Raw genomic sequence first — 16,652 nt, 5'->3', positions numbered from 1 at the left:
GCCGCGGCGGCGGACGGCGCTCAGTCCTTGGCGCGCTCGACGTACTCGCCCTCGGCGGTGCTGACCACCACGCGGGTGCCGGCCTCGATGTGTGGCGGCACCATGATCTTGACGCCGTTCTCCAGCACCGCGGGCTTGTAGCTGGAGGAGGCCGTCTGCCCCTTCACCACCGGATCGGCCTCGCTGATCGTCAACGTCACCTGCTCCGGCAACTCCACCGAGATCGGGCTGCCCTCGTAGGATTCGACGGAGACGGTCATGCCCTCGGCCAGGAAGGGCAGGGGCGCGCCGACCAGCTCGCTGTGCACCGAGATCTGCTCGTAGGTCTCGTTGTCCATGAAGGTCAGCATGTCCCCCTCGGCATAGAGGAACTGGAAGTCCTTCTGCTCCAGCCGCACCCGCTCGACCGTCTCGCCGGCGCGAAAGCGCTCGTTCATCTTGGTGCCGTCGCGCACGTCCTTCAGCTCGACCTGGGCGTAGGCGCCGCTCTTGCCGGTCTTGGTCGCCTGGATCTTGACGGCGCGCAGCAGGCGGCCCTTGTGCTCGATGATGTTGCCGGGGCGGATGGCGTTGCCGTTGATCTTCATGACTCGCTCTCGGTCGCTGTCTAAGCACTAGCTGGCGGGCGGTAGCTCGCGCACTGGGGCGGACGCAGCCGGCCCGGTCGCGGGAGAACCTCTAAATCTCGTTCGGAAAGGCGCCGCCGATATAGCCGTTCGTCGCTGTCGAGGCAACGGTTGTAGGCGACTGGTGGGCCGGTTTCCTGCCGGTTTGGGGTTCAGGCCCAGTCCTGACGGTCTTCATCCTGAGCCTGTCGAAGGATGGCCGCAGAACGCAAATCGCCCCAGCGAGGCATTGTGACTAAGGCTTTCGAGGCGGCGGTTGACTGCTTCGACAGGCTCAGCATGAAGGGGAGGGAAACATCCGGGGCCGGCGCGAGCCAGTACGTCCGCCCCCCAGGGACTCACCGGGGTTGGCGTTTCGGCCAGAACCCGCCTGCCGATGGTCACGAAGCAGAGGCCGGCGGCCCGCTCGATCCAATAGCGGGTGTGCTGGAACTACCGGATCATCGGTAGAGGATACGAAGCGAGATTCGATCAGACTTTGGCGGCTCGACGTTTCACATCCTCGACGTCGACACCACCGGCCGCCATCTTTCGTTCGGCATCGTCACGTATGACGTTCAGGAGCGCTTGCAGAATTGGCTCGTGCGCACAGCGCTCATCCATCTTCGTGTAGACCAGATCGTACTCGATTGGCTCCCAACTCGAGAGCGCGGCAAGGTTATGCTGTGCCTGAACTTCCAAATGATCGAGTGCCCTTACGAACTTCGCTTCGGGGGTTTCGCCCGCTTCAAACTCCAGCCAGAGCGCCCGGATATGCTTGCCGTCCTGGGATGGCAGCAGTGCTGCGATCTCTTCCATCGCCTCCTGTTCCCGTTTCGCTTTATCCCGCTTTCTGTGCCCTGTTTCGAAGTAGGGAACGTCGCCGACCTTGGCTTCGGCCAAGTCGTGCACGACGGCCATCGCAAGAACCCGTTCCAGCGACACCTCTGTCCTGAGATGACCGTGGCTGAGAAGCGCCATCAAGGCGATGAACCAGGTATGCTCGGCGACACTTTCCTGCCGACCGTCCGACAACCACGAGTGTCGCAGCTCTCTCTTCAGACGCTCGGCTAATGCTAGAAAACTAACAAGCTGACGAGCGGTTTGAGCCTCTGCCTGCATCGCGATCTCCTGCAACTAGGTCATCTCTGGAGACTAAAACATCCCATCTTTCAAATCGGCTCCGACCTCATTGAACCGTCAAACAGTTCTCCCTTGAAGTGCGTGTTTACCTAGGCACTACCGCTTCCAAAGCGAGAAAGCTGACCTTGCAGGTCAAGTCGAGACGTCCTGCAATACGGCCCGTTCTAAGGACTCACCGGGTTCCGCGCGTCGGCCAGGACCCGCCCGCCGATGGTGACGAAGCAGACGCCGGCGGCCCGCTCGATCCAGTGGCGCGCATGCTGGAACCGCCGGATCACTGGGGAGGAGGACATGAAGAGGCTGACGACGGCGTACCAGATCAGCGCGCTGGCGACGACCAGGGCGATCATCAGGCCCATCAGCCAGAGCGGCGTGCTGTCCGTCACCGCCGTGGCGAAAACGCTGGCGAAGAGAACGATGGCCTTGGGATTGGTCAAGGTCACCAGAAAGCCGAAGAGCAGCGGATTGCTGCGTCCGCACCCGGCCGCGCCGGCCGCTTCCGCCGAGACGTCGATGGCCTGGGGCTTGGTCAGCAGCAGCCGGATGCCGAGGTAGATCAGGTAGCTGCCGCCCAGCACCCGCACCAGCCAGGTCAGCCACTGATATTCGATCAGCAGCGCCGACAGCCCCAGCAGGCTGAGCGTCGCATAGAAGCCCAGGCCGATGGACACGCCCAGGGTCGTCCAGAGCCCCGCCGCCGTCCCCCGTGTCATGGAGGACCGCACCACCGCCACGAAGTCCGGCCCCGGCAGCAGCAGAGCGGGAATGAAGACGGCGAAGACGGAAATCAGAACCAGGGTGATGTCCAAGACCCGCACCTCCTATGCTTCGCGCCTGTTCTATTTGGGCATGGGACGATCTTACAGGGCAATGCCTGCAGCGATCCTAGGACGTGCTGTCTGGATCCCCCGACCGAAGCCGAAGCTCTACATGCCTGCGACCGTGAACTCCGGCCTGCCGTTCCAGGTCAGTTTCCAACTCGCCCCTGGACGCACGTTCTGAACGACGCTGGGATCGAAGGCGACGAAACAACGGCCGCCGGTTTGCCGAATCCCGGTGTGCCGAACCGACGGGTAGATCAGGCCGCGATGCCCCTCTCGTCGCAGGTTTTGCGCGAGAAGCTGCCCCTGCGGATAGCCCTTGTGCGGATCGGGGTCGAGCGCAGGATGCATGGGATCGTCGTGCAGGTCTGGAAAGTCGCCGATGAAGTCCGCCAGCAACTCCACATACTGCGCCTCCTCCTCGTAGAGGCCGAGATAGGCGAGTTCCCGCGTTCGGTGGAAGCCGACCTCCTCGGCGGAGGTCAGCACGTCCCAGGAACAGTACCAGGCGCCACGCGCTTCGCCGTTGAAGCGATTGCCGCCCGGCCGCGTGTAGGTAAAAGCGGCGTTGATATGACTCTGGCCGTAGATCTTGAGGTCGTTGGCCCTGCGCGCAAAGGCCAGTTCCCGGCGATCCAAGGCGGAGGTTCCCTCCCGCTCGGCGATCAGGCGCGCAGAGGTTTCGCCCTCCAGTTCGGCCAGAATCGCGGCTTCTTCGTCGCTATCGACCAGCCCGCGCAACACGGGCGGCTTGTGGCGCGTTTCCGAGACCAGCCTGACCAGGGCGCGGTCGTTGATCGACGTGGTCTTCACAGGCTGCCCCTTAAAGACCGCCCCGTAGCGCGTCGACGTAACCGCGCACGCGCAGGATTTTCGGCAAGCCGCCGGCGATCATGGCGTCGAGCGGCCGCGCTCCGTCGAACTCCGGCCCCGCATTGGCAAGCTTGACCCATTGAGTTGAGATCGGAGCTGTGAAGTAGAGCTCCAGCGACTTGTAGAGGCCGACGAGCGCGCTGAGCCGAAGCATCTGGTCGCGTCCCAGCGCGCCCGCGAAGTTGGGCTTCTTCGCGCGCTTCCAGGTGGACTCCGACATGTCGGCCAGGGCTGCGGCCTCGCTTCCGGTCAACGACCAGGCCTCCGCGATCCTACCGAAGGCCTTCAGCGCGACCGCCTGCACTTCGGCCGCTTTCCGCTCTTTGACGAGGGGGTCCAAGGCCTGCATCCCTTCCGTCGGCTCCGGTGCCGTCACTTCATATTGCATCATACTATGCCAACATATGCCATATGGTCTATATTTTTAGTTCATATGGCTAAGCTGATGGCGCACGACCGGCGCTTTGTATTGTCCCTACGAGAGCAGGGCGGCGCTTTTTTGAGTGAGCAGGGGTCTTCCGATCGAAGCGGCGCCACCCATCTTTCGCCCATGCTTGAGGTCTCTCAGCGCAAGCGCGACGTCGCTACGCCGCTCCGGTTCGACCGCCGGATCTTCCTTGGCGGCCTAGCGACAGCGCCTTTCCTGGCGGGTTCGACCGTGCCGCGCGAGACACAAGCGGCCGTCATGACTGCACCGGACGCGACGATAGGCGGCGCACCCCTTGATCCCGCCGCGCTCGCGCGCGTGGCCGAGACGGCGCGGGGGCTCGATCAGCTCAACAGCCTGATCGTGGCGCAGGGCGGGGAGGTCGTCTTCGCGGAAGCCTTTCGCGGCCCGCCGCTCGACCGGCCGGCCAACGTCAAGTCGGTCTCCAAGACCCTGGTCGCGGCCCTGACCGGCGCGGCGCTGGACCGCGACCTGCTCGGCGGCGTCGATCAGCCGCTGTCGGAGCTGCTGCCCGATCTGATCCCGGACGAGGCCGACCCGCGTGTCGGCGCGATCACCGTCGCCGACCTGCTGACCATGCAGGCCGGGCTGCAGCGGACCTCCGGCGCCTTCTACGGCGACTGGGTGCAGAGCCGCAACTGGATCCGCTACGCCCTCAGCCGTCCCTTCGTGGCCGAGCCGGGGGCGCGCATGCTTTACTCCACCGGCAGCTACCACCTGCTGGGCGCGGCCCTGACCCGCGCCACGGGCCGCAGCCTGCTGACCCTGGCCCGCGACTGGCTGGGCGACCCGCTGGAGATCGAGATCCCGCCCTGGACTCGCGACCCCCAGGGCTTCTACCTGGGCGGCAACAACATGCGGCTCTCGCCGCTGGCGCTGCTGCGCTTCGGGGAAGTCTACCGCCTCAGCGGCCTCTGGAACGGACAGCGGGTGCTGGGCGCCGACTGGATCGCCGCCTCCTGGCAACCGCGCGCCTACTCGCCCTTCTCCCGCCACGACTACGGCTACGGCTGGTTCCTGACCCGGGCGCGCGGCCACCCGCTCGCCTACGCCCGCGGCTACGGCGGCCAGATGCTCTACCTCCTGCCGTCCCTGGCCCTGACCGTCGTCGTCACCTCCGACCCCACCCGCCCGGCTCGCACCGGCGGCTACCTCGGTGACCTCACCGCTCTGCTGGCCGAGCAGATCGTCCCGGCGGCCGAAGGGGTTTAGGGGATGCCGGCTACGACGACGTCAGATCCTGGCACATCGGTGCGAACCGAACCGCTGCGGGTGCGATTGCTTGAGCCTGCCGAGGTGCAGCCTGCGGAAGACCTGTTGCACAAGGCCTTCGCACCTTACGTCCGGCGACTGGGCCGCGTGCTACGGCCGCAGACTTTCGCGCATATTCTTGATGCTGTGACCGAGCGGCGCGTGTACGGCGCTTTCAGCGAGGCGGAACTGATCGGTGTCGCGATCATTCGGGAGCTGGAGCGCGGCTGGTATCTGGACCAGATCGGGGTTGATCCGTCTCTCCAGGGTGCGGGTCTCGGCCGAGCCTTTCTACGCGCCCTGGAGGCTGAAGCGCAGTCGGCCGGTGTCGAGACAATTGCCTTGAATACGGCGGAGATGATGACGCATCTGCTGAAATTCTATCACGCCGAGGGGTTCCGGGAAGTGCGGCGCGGCCCGCCGGATCATGATTTCGATGCGCACACCCGGGTCTACTTCGAAAAGAAACTCTAAGACGGTGCAGGCGCTGCCTACCGCTCAGTCCCGCTCCCGCGCCCCGGCGTACCTCGCCTCTTCGGCGTAGTAGGCGTCGAAGCCCACCCGCTCGCGCAACTCCGAAAAATCCATCAGCAGGCCGGTGGGGTGCTGGCCGCTGGCCAGGGCGGCCAGGGCGTCGCGGGTGGCGCGCATGGCGGCGCTCAGCAGGGTCAGGGGGTAGGCGGCGATGGCGTAGCCCAGGGCCTCCAGCTCGGGCGGGCTCAGCAGCGGGGTGTCGCCGCCCTCGACCAGGTTGGCCATCTTCCAGCCGGGGACCTCCTGGCAGACCGTCTCCATCTCCGTCCGGTCGCGCGGCGCCTCGACGAAGAGGATGTCGGCGCCCAGCTCGGCGAAGCCCTGGGCGCGGGCCACGGCCTCGGCCAGGCCGTGACCGTGGCGGGCGTCGGTGCGGGCGAGGATCATGATGTCCAGGCCTTGGGCGCGCGCCTCCTCCCGCGCATCGACGGCGGCTTTGATGCGGTCCAGCGCCGCCGCGCGGTCCACCACCTCCTTGCCGCGCGTGTGGCCGCAGCGCTTGGGCGCCACCTGGTCCTCGATCATGGCGGCGGCGAAGCCGGCCCCGGCGTAGCCCTTGACCGTGCGCTTCACGTTCAGGGCGTTGCCGTAGCCGGTGTCGGCGTCGCCGATCACCGGGATGGAGACGGCGGCGGCGATGTTGCGGCCCTGGTCCAGCATCTCGGCGTAGGAGATCAGGCCCGTGTCGGGCGCGCCCAGCCGCGCGGCCGAGACCGCGAAGCCGCTCATGAAGGTCAGCGGAAAGCCCGCCTGCTCGATCATCCGGGCCGAGAGCGCGTCGTAGCAGCAGGGCATAACCTGCAGGCCGCCCTTGCTCAGCAGGGCGCGCAGCTTGGCACCGGGGGCCAGCGCGGTCGTCTCGGTCGGCAGGGAGGCTGAATCGGGCATGGGTCGGGTCCTGCGTTGCATCGGGTTTCGGGTCCGTGAGCGGCCTTGCGGCCACTTCGCTTCACCCTTCGACAGGCTCAGGATGAAGCAGTGGTTTGTCTGTCTCCCTCTCCCTTCATCCTGAGCCTGTCGAAGGGCGAAGGAAGCCGCCGCAGGCGGCTAGGACTGTCGAAGTCTCGGCCTGTCGGCCGAACTCTGTCTGAGGGCGCGCTACAACTTGAAGGGAATGTAGAGCGCGATGTCCGGCACCAGGTAGATGATCACCACGGCCACCAGCATCAACGCCAGGAAGGGCCAGACGCCGCGCGCGACCTCGCCCATACCGGCCTTTCCGACCGCCTGTATGACGTAGAGATTGAGGCCGACCGGCGGGGTGATCAGCGCGCATTCGACCATGATGACGAAGAAGATGCCGAACCAGATCGGGTCGATGCCCAGCGCCGCCAGGGAGGGGGAGAGCACCGGCACCATGATCAGCATCATGGAGAGCGCCTCCAGGAACAGCCCCATCAGCACCAGCACCAGGGCGCAGATCAGGATGAAGAGCGCGGCCTCGTCCACGTTGGCGGTGATGAAGGCGGAGATGTCCTGGGGGATGCGGTAGAGGGTGATGGCCTTGCCGAAGACCTTGGCGCCCGCGACGATCAGCAGGATGGTGACGGTGGTGCGCATGGCGTCCAGCGTCGCCGCCTTCAGGGCCGGCCAGGTCAGGGTGCGCAGGATCACGCCGGTGATGACCAGACTGGCGGCGAAGCCGATGGCGGCCGCCTCGGTCGGCGTGAAGGCGCCCGCGTAGATACCCCAGATAATCAGCCCGGCCAGCGCAAAGGTGGGGGAGGCGCGCAGCAGCGTGGCCTTACGCTCGGCCCAGCTTGCCGGCTCCATCGGCGTGAAGCTGCCGCCGAACTTGGCGTAGAGCATCGAGAAACCGATGAAGAGCCCGATCAGCAGCAGGCCGGGGCCGACCCCGGCGAGGAAGAGCTGGATCACCGACTCTTCGGTGATGAAGCCGAAGACGATCATCGGGATCGAGGGCGGGATCAGGATGCCCAGGGTGCCGCCGGCCGCCAGCAGGCCCAGCACGAAGGGGCGGGCGTAGCCGCGCTTCAGCATCTCCGGGATCGCCACCGTGCCGATGGTCGCCGCCGTGGCGACGGAGGAACCGGAGATCGCCGCGAAGATACCGCAGGACAGGATGGTGGCGACTGCCAGCCCACCGGGCCAGTGGCCGACCCAGGCCTGCACGGCGGCGAAGAGGTCGCGGCCCACGCCGCCCTTCAGCAGCACGTTGGACATCAGCAGGAACAGCGGCACGGCCAGCAGGATGAAGTTGTCGACCGTGGAGAGCAGGCCTTGCGGCACCATCAGCGGCGAGAAGCCGCCGAGAAACAGCATGCCCAGACCCAGACCGGCCAGGGCGAAGGCGACCGGGACGCCCGCCAGCAGCAGCGCGAAGAGCGCGAGAAGAACGATGAAGGTTTCCATGGGTCCTGAGGTCTAGTGGGCCGGGGCGTTTTGGTGGGGGGCGTTTCTGGTTGGGGGGCGTCTAGTGTGCCGGGCGTCTAGTGTGCGGCGGCGTCCTCGCCGTCGCCGCCGCCTGGCGGGGTCTCGCCGGCCAGCAGGCGCAGGGTCTCGACCAGGGCCTGGGCGAACAGCAGGCCGAAGCCGAGCGGGACGGTGACCTCCAGGGTCCACTGGGGCAGATCGAGCATTGTCGCGGTGGTCCGCCCGCGTTCGAACGAGTCGTAGGCGATGGTGCCGCCGTACCAGCCGGCCACCGCCGACAGCAGGGCGACCATGGCCATGGCGAAGATCTCGCAGACCCGCTGGGCGGCGGCGCTCAGGTGCCCGGTGATCAGGGTGATGCGGATATGGCTGCGCCGGCGCAGCAGCGCGGCCATGGCCAGGAAGGTGCCCCAGACCAGAAAGACCCGCGACAGCTCCTCAGCCCAGATGGTCGGCGCGTTGAAGATATAGCGGGCCGTGACCTCGTAGGAGATCATCGCCGCCGTGGCGAAGAACATCCAGGCCGCCACCTGGGCGAGCAGATCGGTCACGCGGTCGAGAAGCCGGAACATGAAGCTGCGCTCTCGTGAGAAGTCTGGGAAGGATGAGGCGAAGGGCAGCCCGGATCTTGCTCTGTCCAGGTCCGTCCCGCTTCCGTTTGCCGCCGGCGAGAGGCCACCCAGGGAGGTAAGCCGGCCGGGACACCGCCCGGAGCGGGCGGTACGGAAGCGGGACGGATCTCGGCGGCCGAACCGGCCGAGGCTCAGTTGCTCAGGCTGCTGCGCAGTTCCAAGGCTGCCTCGTAGACCTGCCGGCCCAAATCGCCGGTCTCGGCCAGGTACTGGTCGATCACGGGCTGGGAGCCGGCGCGCCAGGCCTCGACCTCCGCGCTGGAAAGCTCGTGGATCTGCATGCCGTTCTCCTTGGCGGCGGCATAGGCCTCGTTCTCGATCTCCGTGATGCGGTCGCGCACGGCGGCGTCGGCGTTGGCGGCCGCGGTCTCAATGATTGCGCGGTGGGCCTCCGGCAGCTCCTGCCAGAACTCCTCGTTGACCAGCACGACGAATTCGATGTCCGCGTGGTTGGTCACGGTGATCCAGTCCATCACCTCCCAGAGCGAGCGGGAGCGGACGCCGGAGACGCCGGTCATGCCGACGTCGACCGTGCCGCGCTGATAGGCCAGGTACTGCTCGGAGCCGGAGATCAGGGTCGGCACCCCGCCGACCGCCTCGACGAAGCTGCCCAGGGTCCTGCCGAAGACGCGGACCTTCTGGTCCTCGATGTCCGCCGGCGTGCGCAGCGGCTCGTCCTGGGATAGCATCACGGCGCCGCCGTAGGCCTGCCACCAGAGCACGCGGCTGCCGGTGTCCAGGATCGCCTCGTCCAGCGGCCCGCGTACCGGGCTGTCCTTGGCCGTGGCGGCGCGGACCAGCGGTTCGGAGTTGAAGACGAAGGGCATGTAGAAGATGTCGACTGCCGGAATCTCGCCGACGAAGCGGGTCAGCGAGGCCACGCCCATCTCGATGGCGCCGGCGCCGACGGCCTGGGGTACCTCGCTGTCCTTGTAGAGCTGTGCGGAATCGAAGATCTGCACCTCGATCTCGCCGTCGGAGGTGCTCTCGACCTCCTCCTTGAACAGCAGCAGGTTCTGGCCGAGGTGGCTCTTGAGCGGCAGCTGCAGGGTGATGCGCAGCGTGGTCTCGGCGGCTTCGGCGGTGGGTGCCGCGACCGGCAGGGCCACGGCCAAAGCGACGGCGCAGGCGGCCGCCCCGAACAAGCGTTTCATGTTTCTTCCTCCCAAGGGATTCTTCGGATCTGCGGTCCAAAGGATCTGAATTTTCGGCACGTCCGGTCGATTGTTGCGCCGGTCGCTCGCTTTGCGCAGCAAAACTATCCGGCAGCTCGCCGGGGAACAAGCCGCGAATTCACGGGAGCAGGCATGCGAGAGCATGCAAGATGCGAAAAGGTCTGCCGGAAGATGCGCGGTCCAGGTTCTGCGCAGGCGCTGGTATCACCCGCGGCTCGTGTCACCCGCGGCTATCGCGCTCGGCGGCGACGAACAGAGCGTTGAAGGCTGCGACGGCCGCCTTGGGGCCTTCCGGGTGGTCCCAGACGGCGCGGCCGACGGCCAGGAAGTCGGCGCCGGCCTCGATCAAGGCGGGGGCGCTCTCCAGGTCGATATGGCCCCAGGCCACGCAGGGCGGCTCCATCACTTCGGCCCACCAGGCGATGGTTTCCAACGCGCGGGAGTCGAAGCAGACGTAGTCGCAGCCCAACTCGCCGGCGACCATGGCGAGGTGGCGGGAGTCGCCGCAGTCGGCGCCCAGGATCGCGTCCTCGCCCATCGCCAGCCGGACGGATCGCAGGCTGGCCGGGCGCGCCTCCAGATGCACGCCGTCGCAGCGGTAGGTGTCGGCCAGGTCGCAGCGCCCCTCCACCAGGACCGCCACGTCGGCGGCCTGGGCCGGCGGCGTCAGCGCCTCCACCAGGGCGGCCAGCAGCTCGTCGCCCACATCGGCGCGGATCAACAGGCTGGCGACGTCACCGCCGGACAGCGCGGCCTCCAGTTTGCGGCGAAGCTCATCAACGGAAACGCCGCCGGACTCCAGGTCCGGCGGCGTGACGAGGTAAAGACGGCAGCGCATACTCAAATCTACGTCCTAGGATGCGCCGGCCCTTACGTACGGGACCTTCGGTCCGTGCAGCACCCGGGTTCAGGCCTTGCCCTGATAGATTTTGATGATCGAGTCCAGCAGCTGTAAAGCCTCTTCACGCGGCCGCTGGAAAGTGTTGCGTCCGATGATCGAGCCGGTGGCGCCGCCGTCGCGGATGGCGCGGATCTCGTCCAGCAAGGCGTCTGTGCCCTTGGCGCCGCCGCCGGAGAAGACGACCAGGCGCCGACCCGCGAAGCAGGACTCGACGACATGGGCGATCCGCTTCGGCAGGGTCGAGATGTCGATCTTCTGAGCCTTGTAGACCTTCTTGGCCTCGTCCTGTTCCAGCGCGTCGGTCGGCGGCTTGACCTTGATGATGTGGGCGCCCAGCAGCGTGGCCATGTGGGCGGCGTAGGCGGTGACGTCCATCGCCGTCTCGCCCTGCTTCGACAGCTCGCCGCCGCGCGGATAGGACCAGATCACCACGGCCAGACCGACCGACTTGGCTTCCTCGGCCAGCTCCCGGATCTCCTCCATCATCTCGAACTGGTCGTCGGAGCCGGGGTAGATGGTGAAGCCGACCGCCGAGCAGCCCAGGCGCAGCGCATCGTCGATGCTGCCGGTGACGGCCTGGTCCTTGGAGGTGGCGGTGGAGTTTGAGGAGTTGAGTTTCAGGATGGTCGGGATCGCGCCGGCGAAGGTGTCGGCCCCCGCCTCCAGCATGCCCAGCGGCGCGGCATAGGCGGACAGTCCGGCGTCGATGGCGAGCTGGTAGTGGTAGTGCGGGTCGTAGGCCGGCGGGTTGGGTGCGAAGCTGCGGACCGGGCCATGCTCGAAGCCCTGGTCGACCGGCAGGATGACCAGCTTGCCGCTGCCGCCGAGTTTGCCCTCCATCAGGATGCGCGCCAGGCTGGTTTTCGTGCCCGGACTGTCGCTCTCGTAGTTCGCGAGGATCTTCTTGACCCGCTGGGTGATGCGCATTGAGCTGTTTTTCCCTTCGTCGAGTGACTTTGAGATGCCTGTGCCCCTGCGGCGTCCTGGAGACGCGGCGCGGATGCTCCGACGTCCTGCCAGCGATGCCAGCCCCTTGGCCGTGGTGAATAACGGAGCGCCGAGTCGATTTCAATCTTGCCGAGGTTGCTGGGCAGCGGAGACCAGGCGTAGGCGCGCGGCGACGGCGCTGCCGGGATCGGGCTCGTCCAGCAGGTCGATCGCCGCGGGCCGGGCAGGCTGCAGCGACCCTCCGGCGGCTTGCGCGATTGCCTCCAGCTTGGCGGCGACCGCTGCGGTGCCGCGAAAGATCAGCTGCCGCAGACCGCAGCGCAAGGCGGCCTGCGCCAGCCCCGGAGCGTCGTCGGCGTCGGCCAGCAGAACGACGAGGTCCGACGGCGCCCGCTCCTCTACGCGGCGCTGAACCTCGGCCCAGAACAGCGGTCCCTGCGCGGCCAGGCCGTCCTCGGGCGTGACCAGGGCCAGAGGGCGGCCCGCCGCCGCTGCGGCCGTTGCCGCGGCGAGGGCCTGCCGCAGGTCGTGGACGACGAAGGCCGGCCCTAGGGGGGCGGGTGAGGGATTCGCTTCGGTCATGTTGGCCGGAAAGTTGTCCCGCGCGGCTGGCTAGGCCGCCGTGTGAGAGGGCAGTCGTCGCTCCAGCCAGCCGGCCTCGCGCAGCTGAGCCCGATAGGTTCGGCCGACCGGCACCTCGCGTCCGTCGATCAGGCGCAGGCGCCAGCTCTGGCGGTGGCGGCGGGCCCCGGCCAGGGCGTCCTCGGCGACCCAGTAGGAACGGTGAACGCGCAGACCTTGGCCCTGCAGGTCCCGTGCCGCATCCTCCATGCGGTAGAGCACGATGTCGCTACCTTCGCTGGTGTGGATGCGCAGGTAGTGGTCCTCCATCTCCAGGAACAGCAGGCGGCCGTGCAGCTCCGCCGGCCAGCGCTGCTGGAATCCGGTCTCGCCCGACGTCGCATCCCTCGCTGCCTCGTTCAGGGCCGCGTCGATGGCGCGATCGATGGCGTCGGCGGCCCGGTTGGAGCGACCGACCGACCAGGTGTAGGTCGGCAGCATTACGGCAGCGGTGATCAGCAGGACCTGCCAGAGGACGGTGCCGACCGAAGGCTGCAGCGGGTCGCCCAGCAGCCAGGCGACAGCGAAGACCACGGCGGTCAGGATGGGCGAGAGCAGCAGGCTCGCCAGCAGCGGAAGCGTCACGCTGCCCAAGGGCAGCTGTTCGGCGAAGCGGAGGAAAAGGCTACGAACCGCCGTCTCGGCGATCATCCAGTTCAGCCAGACGACCGGTATCCAGAAGGCGACGCGTCGCCAGAGGGGCTGCTCGAAGGTGCCGTAGGGACCGAGTCCCGCCAGCACCAGTCCGACCAGCACCGGCAAGGTCGACCATCTGAGAAAAGAGCCGAAACGTTCCTGCATTACGGCGCCAAGCCTAGCACGCCCTCACGGAAAGTCTGTTTGTCTGCCGCGCAAAAGCCGTGGTGGAGCTATGCAAAATACCGGACAGTCGACAGCGTTCCGGTCCTGCGCCGCGTTCCGATCCTGAGATGGGAGTGAAAACGGCCGGGCAGAACGCCCGGCCGTCTCCGACATCCAGACAACAGGGACGCCGCTTACAGCAGTTCGCCGAAGGCCACGGCGGTGTCGGTCATGCGGTTGGAGAAGCCCCATTCGTTGTCGTACCAGGACATGACCCGCCCGAAGGTCTCGCCCAGGACCTTCGTGCCGCCCGCGTCGAAGACCGAACTGGCGGCCGAATGGTTGAAGTCGATGGAGACCAGCGGCGCGCTGTTGACCTCCAGGATGCCCTTGAGAGGGTTGGAGGCGGCGGCCTGCTCCATCGCCGCGTTGATCGCGCCGGCGTCGAGGGGCTTGCTGGAGGTGAACTTCAGGTCGACAAGGCTGACGTTCGGGGTCGGGACCCGGATCGCCACACCATCCAGCTTGCCGTTCAGTTCGGGCAGCACCAAGCCGACGGCCTTGGCCGCGCCGGTGGAGGTCGGGATCATCGACAGGGCCGCGGCGCGGGCGCGATGCGGGTCCTTGTGCAGGGAGTCCACCGTGTTCTGATCGCCCGTGTAGGCATGGATGGTGGTCATGAACCCCTGCTCGAGCCCGAAGGTCTTGTGCAAGATGTGGGCGACCGGCGCCAGGCAGTTGGTGGTGCAGGAGGCGTTGGAGATAACCGTGTGATCGGCGCTCAGCTGATCGTGGTTGACGCCGTAGACCACCGTCAGGTCGGCGCCCGAAGCCGGGGCGGAGACGATGACCTTCTTGGCGCCGCCCTTGATGTGGGCGCTGGCTTTCTCCTTGGAGGTGAAGATGCCGGTGCACTCCATCACCACATCGACGCCCAGGTCGCCCCAGGGCAGTTGAGCGGGGTCGCGCTCGGCCAGCACCTTGATGCTCTTGCCGTCGACCGTGATGGAGGACTCGTCGAAGCTGATCTCGCCGGGATAGCGCCCGTGCACGGAATCGTAGGTCAGCAGATGGGCGTTTGCTTCGGCCGACCCCAGGTCGTTGATCGCCACGAACTCGATATCGCTGCGTTTGGCCTCCAGGGCCGCACGCAGGACCAGGCGGCCGATCCGCCCGAACCCGTTGATGCCGACGCGAACTGCCATCTGGCTTCTCCTCCGTTTGTTTCGATCCGCTAACCGTCGATCTGCTGGATATGTAGGTGCTTTCCGATCCAGCGCTTCATACTTCCGTTGCCCGGCCTCTACCCAGAGCCGGACCTAAAACTGGGCTGCTCTCATAGCCAAGCCTTGACAGCCTTGACCACGCCTTCGGGCGTGATGCCGAAATGCGCGTAGAGGTCCTCGGCCTTGCCCGAGGCACCGAAGCCGGGCATCCCGACGACTGTGCCGTCGAGGCCGACCCACCGGTTCCAGCCGAAGGGCGCGGCAGCCTCCACCGCGATCTGCAGGGCACCCGGGCCCAGCACCTCGTCGCGATAGTGGGCCGGCTGCTCCAGGAAGATTTCCCAACTCGGCATGGAGACGACCGCTGCCGAGATCCCCTCGTCTTGCAGAAGTTGGCGCGCCTCCAGGGCGATCTGCACCTCGGAGCCCGAGGCGAGCAGGGTCACCTGCCTCTGGCTCGCGGCCGAGGCCAGGATATAGGCACCCCAGGAGCAGTAGTTCTCCGCCGCGTGCTCGCCGCGGACGGTTGGCAGGTTCTGGCGAGTCAGGGCCAGGACGCTGGGACCGTCGCTCCGCAGGGCCAGCTCCCAGCACTCGGCTGTCTCGACGGCGTCGGCGGGCCGGAAGACCTTCAGGCCGGGGATCGCCCGCAGGGCCGCCAGGTGTTCGACCGGTTGGTGGGTCGGCCCGTCCTCGCCCAGGCCGATGGAGTCGTGGGTCATCACGAAGACGACCCGCTGCTGCATCAACGCCGCCAGGCGAATCGAGGGGCGACAGTAGTCGCTGAACACCAGGAAGGTGCCGCCGTAGGGCAGGAGGCCGCCGTGCAGCGCCATGCCGTTCATGGCGGCGGCCATCCCGTGCTCGCGCACGCCGTAGTGGATGTAGTTGCCCGAGAAGTCGTCGCCGGTCACGACCTCCATGCCGGCCGCTCGGGTGCCGTTCGATCCCGTCAAGTCAGCCGAGCCGCCCGCCAGTTCCGGCAGTACGCCGACCAGGGCGCTCAGCACCTTCTGAGAGGCGACGCGGGTGGCGACGGAGGGCGCCTCCGCCACGATCTCCTGCTTGAAGGCGACGATGGCCTGTTCCAGGCCTTCCGGCGCTTCGCCGGCCAGACGACGCTTCAGTTCCGCCTGATCGGCTGGATCTGCGTCGGCCAGTCGGGCGTCCCAGGCCGCCGACAGGCCGGCACCCTTCGCACCGACGGCGCGCCAGGCCGACAGAATGGCGTCGGGCACGACGAAGGGTTCGGCGCTCCAGCCAAGCTGTTGGCGCGCCGCCGCGATTTCGGCATCGCCCAGCGGGGCGCCGTGCGTGGCCACCGTGCCCTGCTTGTTTGGCGCACCGAAGCCGATGACCGTCTTGCAGGCGATTAGAGAGGGTGAGTCGCTGGCCTGAGCGGTTGCGATGGCCGCGGCCACCGCTTCGGGGTCGTGACCGTCGACGCTCTGCGTGTCCCAGCCGCTGGCTTGGAAGCGGGCGAGCTGGTCGTCGGAGCAGGAGAGGTCGGTGCCGCCGTCGATCGAGATCGCATTGTCGTCGAACAGGACGATCAGCTTGCTGAGCTTCAGATGTCCGGCAAGGCTGATCGCCTCGTGGCTGATGCCCTCCATCAGGCAGCCGTCGCCGACCAGGCAGTAGGTGTGATGATCCACCAGGGCGTCGCCGAAGCGGGCCGCCAGCATCCGTTCAGCCAGGGCCATGCCGACCGCGTTGCCCAGGCCTTGACCCAGGGGGCCGGTGGTCGTCTCGATGCCGCTCGCATGGCCGTGTTCCGGGTGGCCGGCTGTCCGGCTCCCGAGTTGGCGGAAGTTCGCCAGCTCTTCGATCGGCATGTCTTCGTAGCCGGTCAGATGCAGCAGACTATAAAGCAGCATCGACCCGTGGCCGGCCGACAGCACGAAGCGGTCACGGTCGGCCCAGTCGGGGCGTTGCGGGTCGAATCTGAGAAAACGGCTGAACAGTACGGTGGCGACGTCGGCCATGCCCATCGGCATGCCGGGGTGGCCGCTGTTCGCCTTCTGAACGGCGTCCATGGACAGCGCGCGGATGGCATTGGCCATCTCGGTCAGGCTGGTGCCGTGGCTGGTGGGATCGAAATCGTGGCGCAGTTCGGCCACTGGGTCCTCCTCGCTTCCCCGTGCGGCGGCGCTGTCTCGCGCGCGGCACGAAGCCTGGTGTATCACTGGCCGGGCCGCCGCCTTGCCGCCAGGCGGTCCCCGCCGATCTCGGGCGTTGCAACACGCCAAGTGGACTGGGGGAGGGCGGCGTCCGCCGAG

At 67.2% G+C, this 16,652-nt stretch carries 17 protein-coding genes; 2 read left to right on the top strand and 15 right to left on the bottom strand.

Annotated features, from left to right (window positions below; translation table 11 throughout):
• Positions 1-20: 20 nt before the first annotated feature.
• The 5 genes from efp to ACO054_RS12540 all read right to left on the bottom strand — a co-directional run bounded on the left by efp (position 21) and on the right by ACO054_RS12540 (position 3,830).
• Entirely contained in the window at positions 21-587 is a 567-nt protein-coding gene (gene efp / locus ACO054_RS12560) for an elongation factor P (protein ID WP_421706923.1), read from the bottom strand.
• 510 nt (positions 588-1,097) lie between these two features.
• A complete protein-coding gene (locus ACO054_RS12555) occupies positions 1,098-1,742 on the bottom strand; it encodes an HD domain-containing protein (protein ID WP_421706922.1) in 645 nt (214 codons plus the stop codon).
• A 170-nt stretch (positions 1,743-1,912) separates the two neighbouring features.
• Entirely contained in the window at positions 1,913-2,557 is a 645-nt protein-coding gene (locus ACO054_RS12550) for a LysE family translocator (RefSeq protein ID WP_421706921.1), read from the bottom strand.
• A 117-nt stretch (positions 2,558-2,674) separates the two neighbouring features.
• Positions 2,675-3,382, bottom strand: coding sequence for an RES family NAD+ phosphorylase (locus ACO054_RS12545; protein WP_421706920.1), 708 nt, complete (start codon positions 3,380-3,382; stop codon positions 2,675-2,677).
• 10 nt (positions 3,383-3,392) lie between these two features.
• The gene (locus tag ACO054_RS12540) at positions 3,393-3,830 is read right to left on the bottom strand and encodes an antitoxin Xre-like helix-turn-helix domain-containing protein (protein ID WP_421706919.1); all 438 of its coding nucleotides are present in this window, start codon (positions 3,828-3,830) and stop codon (positions 3,393-3,395) included.
• 162 nt (positions 3,831-3,992) lie between these two features.
• On the opposite strand from ACO054_RS12540, the gene ACO054_RS12535 reads away from it, so the two are divergent.
• The gene (locus ACO054_RS12535) at positions 3,993-5,102 is read left to right on the top strand and encodes a serine hydrolase domain-containing protein (RefSeq protein WP_421706918.1); all 1,110 of its coding nucleotides are present in this window, start codon (positions 3,993-3,995) and stop codon (positions 5,100-5,102) included.
• A gap of 3 nt (positions 5,103-5,105) precedes the next feature.
• Complete coding sequence (locus ACO054_RS12530) at positions 5,106-5,615, top strand: GNAT family N-acetyltransferase (protein WP_421706917.1); 510 nt, start codon at positions 5,106-5,108, stop codon at positions 5,613-5,615.
• A gap of 24 nt (positions 5,616-5,639) precedes the next feature.
• On the opposite strand, the gene ACO054_RS12525 is transcribed toward ACO054_RS12530, so the two are convergent.
• From ACO054_RS12525 to tkt, 10 genes are all read right to left on the bottom strand, one after another.
• On the bottom strand, positions 5,640-6,563 hold the full coding sequence (locus tag ACO054_RS12525; RefSeq protein WP_421706916.1) for an isocitrate lyase/PEP mutase family protein: 924 nt from the start codon (positions 6,561-6,563) through the stop codon (positions 5,640-5,642).
• A gap of 210 nt (positions 6,564-6,773) precedes the next feature.
• Positions 6,774-8,048: a TRAP transporter large permease gene (locus tag ACO054_RS12520; protein WP_421706915.1), complete on the bottom strand. Its 1,275-nt coding sequence runs from the start codon at positions 8,046-8,048 to the stop codon at positions 6,774-6,776.
• Positions 8,049-8,125: 77 nt separating this feature from the next.
• Complete coding sequence (locus ACO054_RS12515) at positions 8,126-8,641, bottom strand: TRAP transporter small permease (protein WP_421706914.1); 516 nt, start codon at positions 8,639-8,641, stop codon at positions 8,126-8,128.
• A gap of 191 nt (positions 8,642-8,832) precedes the next feature.
• Positions 8,833-9,855, bottom strand: coding sequence for a TRAP transporter substrate-binding protein DctP (dctP, locus tag ACO054_RS12510; protein WP_421706913.1), 1,023 nt, complete (start codon positions 9,853-9,855; stop codon positions 8,833-8,835).
• 241 nt (positions 9,856-10,096) lie between these two features.
• The gene (locus tag ACO054_RS12505) at positions 10,097-10,714 is read right to left on the bottom strand and encodes a thiamine phosphate synthase (protein ID WP_421706912.1); all 618 of its coding nucleotides are present in this window, start codon (positions 10,712-10,714) and stop codon (positions 10,097-10,099) included.
• A gap of 69 nt (positions 10,715-10,783) precedes the next feature.
• Positions 10,784-11,704: a class I fructose-bisphosphate aldolase gene (locus ACO054_RS12500; protein ID WP_421706911.1), complete on the bottom strand. Its 921-nt coding sequence runs from the start codon at positions 11,702-11,704 to the stop codon at positions 10,784-10,786.
• 141 nt (positions 11,705-11,845) lie between these two features.
• The gene (locus ACO054_RS12495; RefSeq protein ID WP_421706910.1) at positions 11,846-12,307 is read right to left on the bottom strand and encodes a hypothetical protein; all 462 of its coding nucleotides are present in this window, start codon (positions 12,305-12,307) and stop codon (positions 11,846-11,848) included.
• A 30-nt stretch (positions 12,308-12,337) separates the two neighbouring features.
• Positions 12,338-13,147: a LytTR family DNA-binding domain-containing protein gene (locus tag ACO054_RS12490; RefSeq protein ID WP_421706909.1), complete on the bottom strand. Its 810-nt coding sequence runs from the start codon at positions 13,145-13,147 to the stop codon at positions 12,338-12,340.
• Between the two features lie 194 nt (positions 13,148-13,341).
• Positions 13,342-14,352 carry a type I glyceraldehyde-3-phosphate dehydrogenase gene (gene gap, locus ACO054_RS12485; RefSeq protein ID WP_421706908.1) on the bottom strand — a complete coding sequence of 337 codons (1,011 nt, stop codon included), beginning with the start codon at positions 14,350-14,352 and terminating at the stop codon, positions 13,342-13,344.
• A 131-nt stretch (positions 14,353-14,483) separates the two neighbouring features.
• The gene (gene tkt, locus ACO054_RS12480; protein ID WP_421706907.1) at positions 14,484-16,493 is read right to left on the bottom strand and encodes a transketolase; all 2,010 of its coding nucleotides are present in this window, start codon (positions 16,491-16,493) and stop codon (positions 14,484-14,486) included.
• Positions 16,494-16,652: the final 159 nt, after the last annotated feature.

The sequence above is a fragment of the Algihabitans sp. genome (assembly GCF_965226985.1).
In the GTDB taxonomy this organism is placed as follows: domain Bacteria; phylum Pseudomonadota; class Alphaproteobacteria; order Kiloniellales; family DSM-21159; genus Algihabitans.
Note: the sequence above shows the minus strand (reverse complement) of the source record. Positions and strands in the feature narration are given on the sequence as shown.

Coding starts and splice junctions, on each gene's coding strand:
- ACO054_RS12490 (WP_421706909.1), bottom strand. CDS start 13,147: ATGCAGGAACGTTTCGGCTCTTTTCTCAGATGGTCGACCTTGCCGGTG.
- efp (WP_421706923.1), bottom strand. CDS start 587: ATGAAGATCAACGGCAACGCCATCCGCCCCGGCAACATCATCGAGCAC.
- ACO054_RS12515 (WP_421706914.1), bottom strand. CDS start 8,641: ATGTTCCGGCTTCTCGACCGCGTGACCGATCTGCTCGCCCAGGTGGCG.
- dctP (WP_421706913.1), bottom strand. CDS start 9,855: ATGAAACGCTTGTTCGGGGCGGCCGCCTGCGCCGTCGCTTTGGCCGTG.
- ACO054_RS12540 (WP_421706919.1), bottom strand. CDS start 3,830: ATGCAATATGAAGTGACGGCACCGGAGCCGACGGAAGGGATGCAGGCC.
- ACO054_RS12500 (WP_421706911.1), bottom strand. CDS start 11,704: ATGCGCATCACCCAGCGGGTCAAGAAGATCCTCGCGAACTACGAGAGC.
- ACO054_RS12495 (WP_421706910.1), bottom strand. CDS start 12,307: ATGACCGAAGCGAATCCCTCACCCGCCCCCCTAGGGCCGGCCTTCGTC.
- ACO054_RS12530 (WP_421706917.1), top strand. CDS start 5,106: ATGCCGGCTACGACGACGTCAGATCCTGGCACATCGGTGCGAACCGAA.
- ACO054_RS12520 (WP_421706915.1), bottom strand. CDS start 8,048: ATGGAAACCTTCATCGTTCTTCTCGCGCTCTTCGCGCTGCTGCTGGCG.
- ACO054_RS12525 (WP_421706916.1), bottom strand. CDS start 6,563: ATGCCCGATTCAGCCTCCCTGCCGACCGAGACGACCGCGCTGGCCCCC.
- ACO054_RS12535 (WP_421706918.1), top strand. CDS start 3,993: ATGCTTGAGGTCTCTCAGCGCAAGCGCGACGTCGCTACGCCGCTCCGG.
- ACO054_RS12505 (WP_421706912.1), bottom strand. CDS start 10,714: ATGCGCTGCCGTCTTTACCTCGTCACGCCGCCGGACCTGGAGTCCGGC.
- gap (WP_421706908.1), bottom strand. CDS start 14,352: ATGGCAGTTCGCGTCGGCATCAACGGGTTCGGGCGGATCGGCCGCCTG.